Genomic DNA, 7,212 nt, shown 5'->3' with positions numbered 1-7,212 from the left:
CGACCGTGGCGACACGCCCACGCTGCGCGCCTTCGCGCTGCTCGAATTCCTGGTCGCGGCCGACCGGCCGCTGACGCTGGCGGAGATCATGCAGGGCTTCGAGGCGCCCAAGGCCTCGCTGCACCGGATGCTGGGCGCGCTCGAAGCGGGCGGACTGGTGATCCGCGAACCCGGCGCGCGCAACGCCTATGCGGTCGGGCCGCGGCTGGCCCGCCTCGGCGTGGCCATCGTCACGCACTCCGGCACCCGCCAACTGCGCCACGCGATCCTGTCGCGGCTGGTCGAGGACATCGGCGAGACCGTCAACCTGACCATGCTGCACGAGAGCGCCGTGCTGTATCTGGACCGCATGGAGGCGCCCTGGCCGCTGCGGCTGGACCTGAAGCCGGGCTCCCACGTGCCGCTGCACTGCTCGGCCAGCGGCAAGCTGCTGCTCGGATTGCTGCCGCGCGAGCAGCGCCGCGCGCTGGTGAAGCAACTGCCGCTGGAACGCTTCACGCAGAACACCATCACCGATGTCGAACTGCTCGAGGCGGAGCTGGACCGCTGCGCCCACAAGCAGATCGGCGTCGACAACGAGGAGTTCGTCGCCGGCATCAGCTGCGTCGCGGTGCCGGTGCGCGACGAGCGTGGCCAGGTGGTGGCCGCCCTCGCGGTCCACGCGCCGACGGTGCGCTCGCCGCTGTCGCGTTCGCTGGAATTCGTGCCGCGGCTGCAGCAGGCGGCACGGGACCTGGCATCGACGTTCTGAGGAAGGCGAGCGCGCGGGGCTGCCATCTCGCGCGACGTCTCGACATCCCTTTTGCATTCCCTCGCCCGCTTGCGAGACAGGGCAGGGAGAGGGCAACCACGCGGCGTCGAACGATGGCGCTGCATCGAGCGGCGTTTTCCCTCTCCCCCAGCCCCTCTCCCGCTTGCGGGAGAGGGGAGCAACCCGCGCGAGAGCATGAGGCATCAAGCCCTTCCCTTCCACGGCACCAGCCACTTCTCCACGCCGCGCATCAGCAGATCGAAGCCATAGGCGATCAGGCCGATCAGCACGATGCCCATCACCACCACGTCGGTACGCAGGAAGTTCGAGGCGTTGAGCACCATCTGGCCCAAGCCCGCGGTGGCGGCCACCATCTCGGCGGCGACCAGCGTGGTCCAGCCGAAGCCGATCGCGATGCGCATGCCGGTCAGGATGTCGGGCAGCGCGGCCGGCAACACCACATGGCGAATCACCTGCCACGGCGTGGCGCCCATCGAATAGGCCGCGTTGATCTGCTCGATCGTCACCGAACGCACGCCGGCGCGCGCCGACATCGCCATCGGCGCGAAGCAGGCCAGGAAGATCAGCAGCACCTTCGAGGTCTCGTCGATGCCGAACCAGATCACGATCAGCGGCAGATAGGCCAGCGGCGGCAGCGGCCGGTAGAACTCGATCGGCGGATCGAAGACGCCGCGCGCGATGCGCGACACGCCCATCAGCACGCCGACCGGCACCGCGGTGATGGCCGCCAGCGCAAAGGCGCCGAACACGCGCACCATGCTGGCCCAGAAGTGGTCGAGCAGCGGCAGGCCGCCCTGCACATTGCCGTTCCACGCATCGACAAAGGCCTTGCCGATCGACTCCGGCGTCGGCAGGAACAGCGGCGGCACCCAGCCGAAATGGCTGGCGACCCACCACAGTACCAGCAGCGACACCACGGTGACCGCGGAAATCCGCGAGCTGGAGCCCTCGCCCGGCATCCGGTAACCGGAGACCGTGCGGACCTTGCGTGCCGGCGCGGCCGGCCCCGCCGGCCCCACCGACCCAACGGCGGCGGCGTTCGTGGTGGAAGACATCTCGTCGGCAACGATGGCGCCCGGCGCGCGCGGCGCGCCCGACAGGCTCTGAACGGTGGCAGGCATCGGCTTATCCTTATGGCGTGGCATGGATCAGGTCGACGATTTCCTCGCGATGGCGAATGAAATCCGGATCGGATTTGACGGCGCGCGCATCGCCACATTCGATATAGCGGCGCGCGTACGGCAGCTCGTAGGTGTGGGCGATGCGGCCCGGCGACGGCGTCATCACGATCAGCCGCGTGGCCAGGAACAGCGCCTCCTCGACGCTGTGCGTGATGAAGAAAACGATCTTCTGCTCGCGTGCCCACAGCTTCAGGATCAGCGCCTGGATCGACTCGCGCGTCAGCGCATCGAGCGCGCCGAGCGGTTCGTCCATCAGCATCACCGCCGGATCGTTGGCCAGCGCGCGTGCAATGCCGACGCGCTGCTGCATGCCGCCCGACAGCTGATAGACCGGCTTGTCGGCGACGTGCTCCAGCCCGACCAGCGCCAGCTTGTCGCGCGCGATGCGCAGCCGCTCCGCGCGGCCGACGGCACGCATGCGCAAACCCAGCGCGACGTTGTCGGCGACATTGAGCCACGGCATCAGGGCATGCTTCTGGAACACCACGCCGCGCTCCGCGCCTGGACCGTTGACGGCGTGGCCGTCGAGGCGAATCTCCCCTTCGGACGGCTGCATGAAGCCGGCGATGCAGGACAGCAGCGTGGTCTTGCCGCAGCCGGAGGCGCCCAGCGCGACGACGAAGTCGCCGCGCTCCATGGTCAGGTTGACCTGCGACAGCGCGAGCGTCTGCGTACTGCCCGCGCCCCCATAGTTGACGCTGAGGTTGTCGATTTCGAGTTTGGCCATCTCGGTTCCCTGTTGGGTCGTTGGCAAATGACTGGCGGATAGGGACGGACAGCGGCTCAACGCATTGCCCGCTTGACCCACTCGGCGTTGACGCCGGCGGAGTAGTCGGGCAGCACGGTCTGGATCGTGCCCTGCTCCTTCAGGAACTGCGCCGCCGACTGCAGGGCCTTGGCCGCGCCGCCGCCGAGCCAGCGCGCCGAGGCCTGTTCCTCCAGCGTCGGGAAGGCGTACAGCGACATGCTGCCCGGCACGTCCTCGGGCTTGGCGCCCGAGATCCTGGCCACCGTCTTGACCATCGGCGAATCCGCGGTCCACGCCGCCTTGTTCTTGCGGTAGTTGTCGTCCGCGGCCGCCAGCATCCTGACGAACTTGACCATGAAGTCCGGGTTCTCGCGCGCGAACTTCTTGCTGACGATCATGCCGTCGAAGGTCGCCTTGCCGGTGGACTGCGCGATCTGTCCCGAGGTCAGCAGCACCTTGCCGGTCGGCTTGATGCGCGCGAGCACCGGGTCCCAGATGAAGGTCGCGTCGATGTCGCCGCGCTGCCAGGCGGCGGCGACTTCCGGCGGCCGCATGTTCATGATGCGGACCTGCTTCGGATCGACCTTGGCCTGCTCCAGCGCGACCAGCGTGTGATAGTGCGTGGTCGAGACGAACGGCACGCCGATGCGCTTTCCCTTCAGGTCGGCGACGCTCTCGATGCGCGTGCCGTTGCGCGCGACCATCGCCTCGGCGGCGTTGATGTCGTCGAGAATCCAGAACAGCTCGACGTCCAGCCCCTGCGACAGGGCCGAGGCAATCGGCGAGGTGCCGGCCTCCGCGATCGCGATCTGTCCCGACGCCATCGCGCGGATCACGTCGCCGCCGCCGGAGAACTGGCGGAACGACACCTTGTAGCCCGTCTGCTTCTCGATCTCCTTGGCGTCCTGCACATGGCGCCATGGCACCACCATGTCCTGGTAGGCGATCACCACTTCCCTGGGCTGTGCCAGCGCGCCCGTCTGCACGGCGGCGGCCAGCACCGCGCCCGTTGCCAACTGCTTGATCCAACGCTCGATCCAACGCATCGTCGTATTCCTCAAGAAAAACAGGTTGCGTGCCGCGGCAGGGAGCGGCACGGAGATCCAGGCACCGGCAAGGTGCCTACTCGAGGAGGGGAAGACAGAAAGCAGGTCGCATGCCAATGTCTCCTTGCAGTGGACGGCTGTCGCGTCCTTGTATCGGCCGTCGCCACGTCGTGGTGGCAATCGGCGGCCAACGCCTTGCACGTTGGGTAGCGCTATCGTAGGCAGCCGGGGGCGCGGGCCATAGTGCCACTGGGCGGCAATCGTGGGTCCAAGCGCCCGCCGGCCGCCGAACCGCGCGAATCGCCTCACCCGGGAGCCCGGTTCCGGGGCTGTCTTCGCACCCCCAGCGCACCGTGGCGGGCTGTTTTGTCCCGTTTTAGTGCATATCACGTACCGTTTTCCGAGATTTTTGTTGACCGAAATGGCTCGCCGCCCTATCCTTCCGTCATATCACCGTTTTCGGTACGTTTCATCCCATTTTTCAATCCCGCCATGAAAGCGATCCACCGCATCATCGAGCGCGCGCGCTCGTCTCCCCGGCGCATCGTGCTGTGCGAGGCGGAGGACCCGCGCGTGCTGCAAGGCGCGCGGCGCGCCACGCAAGAGGGCATCGCCCGCATCGTGCTGGTCGGCGATGCCGCCCGCATCGCCGATGCGGCGCAGCGGCACGGCATCGCGCTGGACGGCATGGAGCTGGTCGATCCCGCCAGCGCCGCGCAGCGGGACCGCTACGCGCAGCAATGGCTGGCGCTGCGCCAGTCCAGGGGCATGACGCCCGAGCAGGCGCAGCGCGACGTGCTGGCGCCGCTGTGCTTCGCCAATCTGATGGTGCGCGCCGGCGACGCCGACGGCTCGGTGGCGGGCGCGGTCCATACGACCGCGGACGTGGTGCGCCACGCGATCCAGATCATCGGCATCGCGCCGTCCTTCCGGCTGGTATCGAGCTTCTTCCTGATGATGTTCTGCGAGCCCTTCCACTCGCTCAAGGGCGGGCTGATCTTCTCCGACTGCGGCCTGGTGATCGACCCGGACGCCGAGGCGCTGTCCGAGATCGCGATGGCCGCCGCCGACAGCGCGCAGAGCCTGCTGATGGAGACGCCGCGCGTGGCGATGCTGTCGTTCTCGACCAATGGCAGCGCGCACCACGCCGCCGTCGACAAGGTCGCCGCGGCCACGCAACGCGTGCGCGCGCTGCGGCCCGACCTGGCCATCGACGGCGACGTGCAGCTCGACGCGGCCATCGTCGCGGAGATCGCGGAGCGCAAGCTGCCCGCCTCGCAGGTCCATGGGCATGCCAATGTGCTGGTGTTCCCGAGCCTGGAGGCCGGCAATATCGGCTACAAGCTCGCCGAGCGCCTGGGCGGCGCCGTGGCGATCGGGCCGATGCTGCAAGGGTTGCGGCGCCCGGCCAACGATCTGTCGCGCGGCTGCAGCGCGGACGACATCTTTCACGTTATCGCGGTCACCGTGGTGCAGGCGCAGGCCGCGGACCTCGAAGCGGGCGATGCCAGCGCGCAGATGGCGCTGCCGGGCATGGCTGGAGGCCCGGCGACCGACACCACATCATCGGGAGCCACGCAGTCCCGATGAGTCTCGACACCTTGCTGCCGGTACTGGCCCTGCTCGGCCTCGGCAGCTATTTCCAGACCGTGACCGGGTTCGGCATGGGTCTGATCGTGATGGGCGCGGCCAGCGGCCTGCATCTGGCGCCGGTCGCCACGCTGGCCGCGCTGGTCAGCCTGCTGACGCTCGCCAACGGCGCGCTCGCGCTGCCCGGCAAGCTGCACCATATCGACTGGCGCGCGGTGCGGGCGGCCACGCTCGGCATCCTGCCGTCGGTGGTGGCCGGCGTCGTGCTGCTGCACTACCTGAGCGGCACCGCCGCCGGCGTGCTGCAGCTGATGCTCGGCGCCGTGGTGCTGTACGGCGGCATCGGCGCGGCCCTGCGTCCCGCCGCGTTGTCCAGCCGCTCCGGCGACGGCAGCTTCTTCGTCAGCGGCGTCTGCGGCGGCCTGCTCAGCGGCCTGTTCGGCGTCTCCGGGCCGCCGCTGATCTTCCAGTTCTATCGCCAGCCGCTGAACATGGTGCAGATCCGCTGCGCGCTGATCCTGGTCTTCACCACCACCTCGGCGGTGCGCACCGCCTACAGCGCCTGGCAAGGCGAACTGGCCAGCGACGTCTGGCTGCAGGCCGCGCTGGCCTTCCCGGTGGTCGCGCTGAGCACGATCGCGGCACGGCGCTTCCCGCCGCCGCTGTCGGCCGAGGCGACGCGGCGGGTGGCGTTCGGGGTGCTGGTGGTGCTGGGCGCGTATCTGATGGCCGGGCCCCTCTGGCAGTGGTTCGCGGCGCCTTCGGCATAAGGCGCACCGCATAACGTAGCCGCTCGTATCCTTTATTGCCGTTGGGCGGCCGAAATGCCCTCAACGTAGCCGCTCGGCTACGTTATGCGTGACGCCGTGGCGCGCCGGCTACCCCAGCCCTCCCCGTCCCCCGCTCCCCACCCAGCGCGCGATCGCGTCGATCGCCGCCGTGTCGAGCGGGCGCGAGGTATCCAGCGGGAAATGGCGCCGGTAGTAAGGGCTCAGGTCCAGATCGACGCCGAGCCCCATCACTTCGATGCGCCCCTGCGCCTCGTGGCGTGCCACCACGTCCTTCAGATGGTCGTCCAGCAGCCGCTCGCCGTTGGCCTGCGCGGTGGCGCGATCCATCGGGCTGCCGTCGGATACCACCACCAGAAGACGGCGCGCCTGCGGGCGCGACAGCAGGCGGGCGCAGGCCCAGTCGACCGCTTCGCCGTCGATCCCTTCGCGGAACAGGTCGGCCTTGAACAGCGCGGCGATACCGGTCCGTGCGCGGCGCCAGCTGGTGTCGGCATCCTTGAACACCAGATGGCAGACCTCGTTCAGGCGGCCAGGCGATGGCGGGCGGCCCGCGGCCTGCCAGTCGCGCGCCACGCGGCCGCCGTTCCAGGCGCCGGTGGTGAAGCCGAGCACTTCGGTGATCAGGCCCGCGGCATCGGCCGCCCGGGTCATCACGTCGACCAGCAAGGCGATCTGGTCGATATGGGCCTTCATCGAGCCCGAGCAATCGATCAGGAAACTCAGTACCGCGTCGGTGCGCGGCTGCAGCCGCGGCTGGCGGAAAATGCGCGGCTGGCCGCCGGCGCAGGCCAGTTGCGCGAGCCGGCTGCGATCGAGCCGGCCCTCCTCTTCGCCGGACGACCAGCCGTCGGCGGCCGGTATCGCGAAGGCGGACGACAGCGTGCGCGCGATGCGGACCGGATTGATGCCGCCCTCGACGATGCGCCGGTCCAGGCGTTCGCGCCATGCCTGCAGCGAAGCCTGGCGCGCCAGCGTGGCGGCGCGCAGCTCGCGATCGTAGCGCGTGGTGAAGGCCGCGTAGCCCGGTGCAAGCGCACCGTCGGCGCCGGCGCGCGCGCCGCCGGGGCCGGCACCGGCTCCCTGC

7 protein-coding genes are annotated in these 7,212 nt (G+C 69.4%); 3 read left to right on the top strand and 4 right to left on the bottom strand.

Annotated elements, in window-relative coordinates:
• Positions 1–751 (top strand): IclR family transcriptional regulator (locus tag AC6EI8_RS22365; protein ID WP_498382906.1); only part of this gene is annotated, 751 nt, incomplete at its 5' end.
• A 203-nt stretch (positions 752–954) separates the two neighbouring features.
• On the opposite strand, the gene AC6EI8_RS22360 is transcribed toward AC6EI8_RS22365, so the two are convergent.
• Genes AC6EI8_RS22360 through tauA form a run of 3 tightly spaced genes read right to left on the bottom strand, consistent with a single transcriptional unit; the run spans position 955 to position 3,747 of the window.
• Positions 955–1,893 (bottom strand): ABC transporter permease, encoded by a 939-nt coding sequence (locus tag AC6EI8_RS22360; protein WP_407648569.1) that lies wholly within the window; start codon positions 1,891–1,893, stop codon positions 955–957.
• Positions 1,894–1,903: 10 nt separating this feature from the next.
• Positions 1,904–2,680, bottom strand: a complete 777-nt coding sequence (locus AC6EI8_RS22355) for a taurine ABC transporter ATP-binding protein (protein WP_498382905.1) — start codon at positions 2,678–2,680, stop codon at positions 1,904–1,906.
• A gap of 56 nt (positions 2,681–2,736) precedes the next feature.
• Positions 2,737–3,747, bottom strand: coding sequence for a taurine ABC transporter substrate-binding protein (gene tauA / locus AC6EI8_RS22350; protein WP_226106120.1), 1,011 nt, complete (start codon positions 3,745–3,747; stop codon positions 2,737–2,739).
• 492 nt (positions 3,748–4,239) lie between these two features.
• On the opposite strand from tauA, the gene pta reads away from it, so the two are divergent.
• Both pta and AC6EI8_RS22340 read left to right on the top strand, forming a co-directional pair.
• Positions 4,240–5,337 (top strand): phosphate acetyltransferase, encoded by a 1,098-nt coding sequence (pta, locus tag AC6EI8_RS22345; RefSeq protein WP_498382904.1) that lies wholly within the window; start codon positions 4,240–4,242, stop codon positions 5,335–5,337.
• Positions 5,334–6,107: a sulfite exporter TauE/SafE family protein gene (locus tag AC6EI8_RS22340; RefSeq protein ID WP_149316264.1), complete on the top strand. Its 774-nt coding sequence runs from the start codon at positions 5,334–5,336 to the stop codon at positions 6,105–6,107. The genes pta and AC6EI8_RS22340 overlap by 4 nt, the downstream gene beginning before the upstream one ends.
• 108 nt (positions 6,108–6,215) lie before the next feature.
• Here AC6EI8_RS22340 and AC6EI8_RS22335 read toward each other — a convergent pair.
• Positions 6,216–7,212, bottom strand: a 997-nt coding sequence (locus AC6EI8_RS22335) for a cobaltochelatase CobT-related protein (RefSeq protein WP_498382903.1), incomplete at its 5' end; no start/stop codon positions are given.

The organism is Cupriavidus sp. R6-3 (assembly GCF_059772245.1).
The sequence above is the reverse complement of the archived record's forward strand: the minus strand, read 5'-3'. Positions and strand labels throughout refer to the sequence as shown.

Bases quoted from the DNA above. Each gene is read 5' to 3' on its own strand.
- AC6EI8_RS22360 (WP_407648569.1), bottom strand. From the start codon at position 1,893: ATGCCTGCCACCGTTCAGAGCCTGTCGGGCGCGCCGCGCGCGCCGGGC.
- AC6EI8_RS22355 (WP_498382905.1), bottom strand. From the start codon at position 2,680: ATGGCCAAACTCGAAATCGACAACCTCAGCGTCAACTATGGGGGCGCG.
- tauA (WP_226106120.1), bottom strand. From the start codon at position 3,747: ATGCGTTGGATCGAGCGTTGGATCAAGCAGTTGGCAACGGGCGCGGTG.
- pta (WP_498382904.1), top strand. From the start codon at position 4,240: ATGAAAGCGATCCACCGCATCATCGAGCGCGCGCGCTCGTCTCCCCGG.
- AC6EI8_RS22340 (WP_149316264.1), top strand. From the start codon at position 5,334: ATGAGTCTCGACACCTTGCTGCCGGTACTGGCCCTGCTCGGCCTCGGC.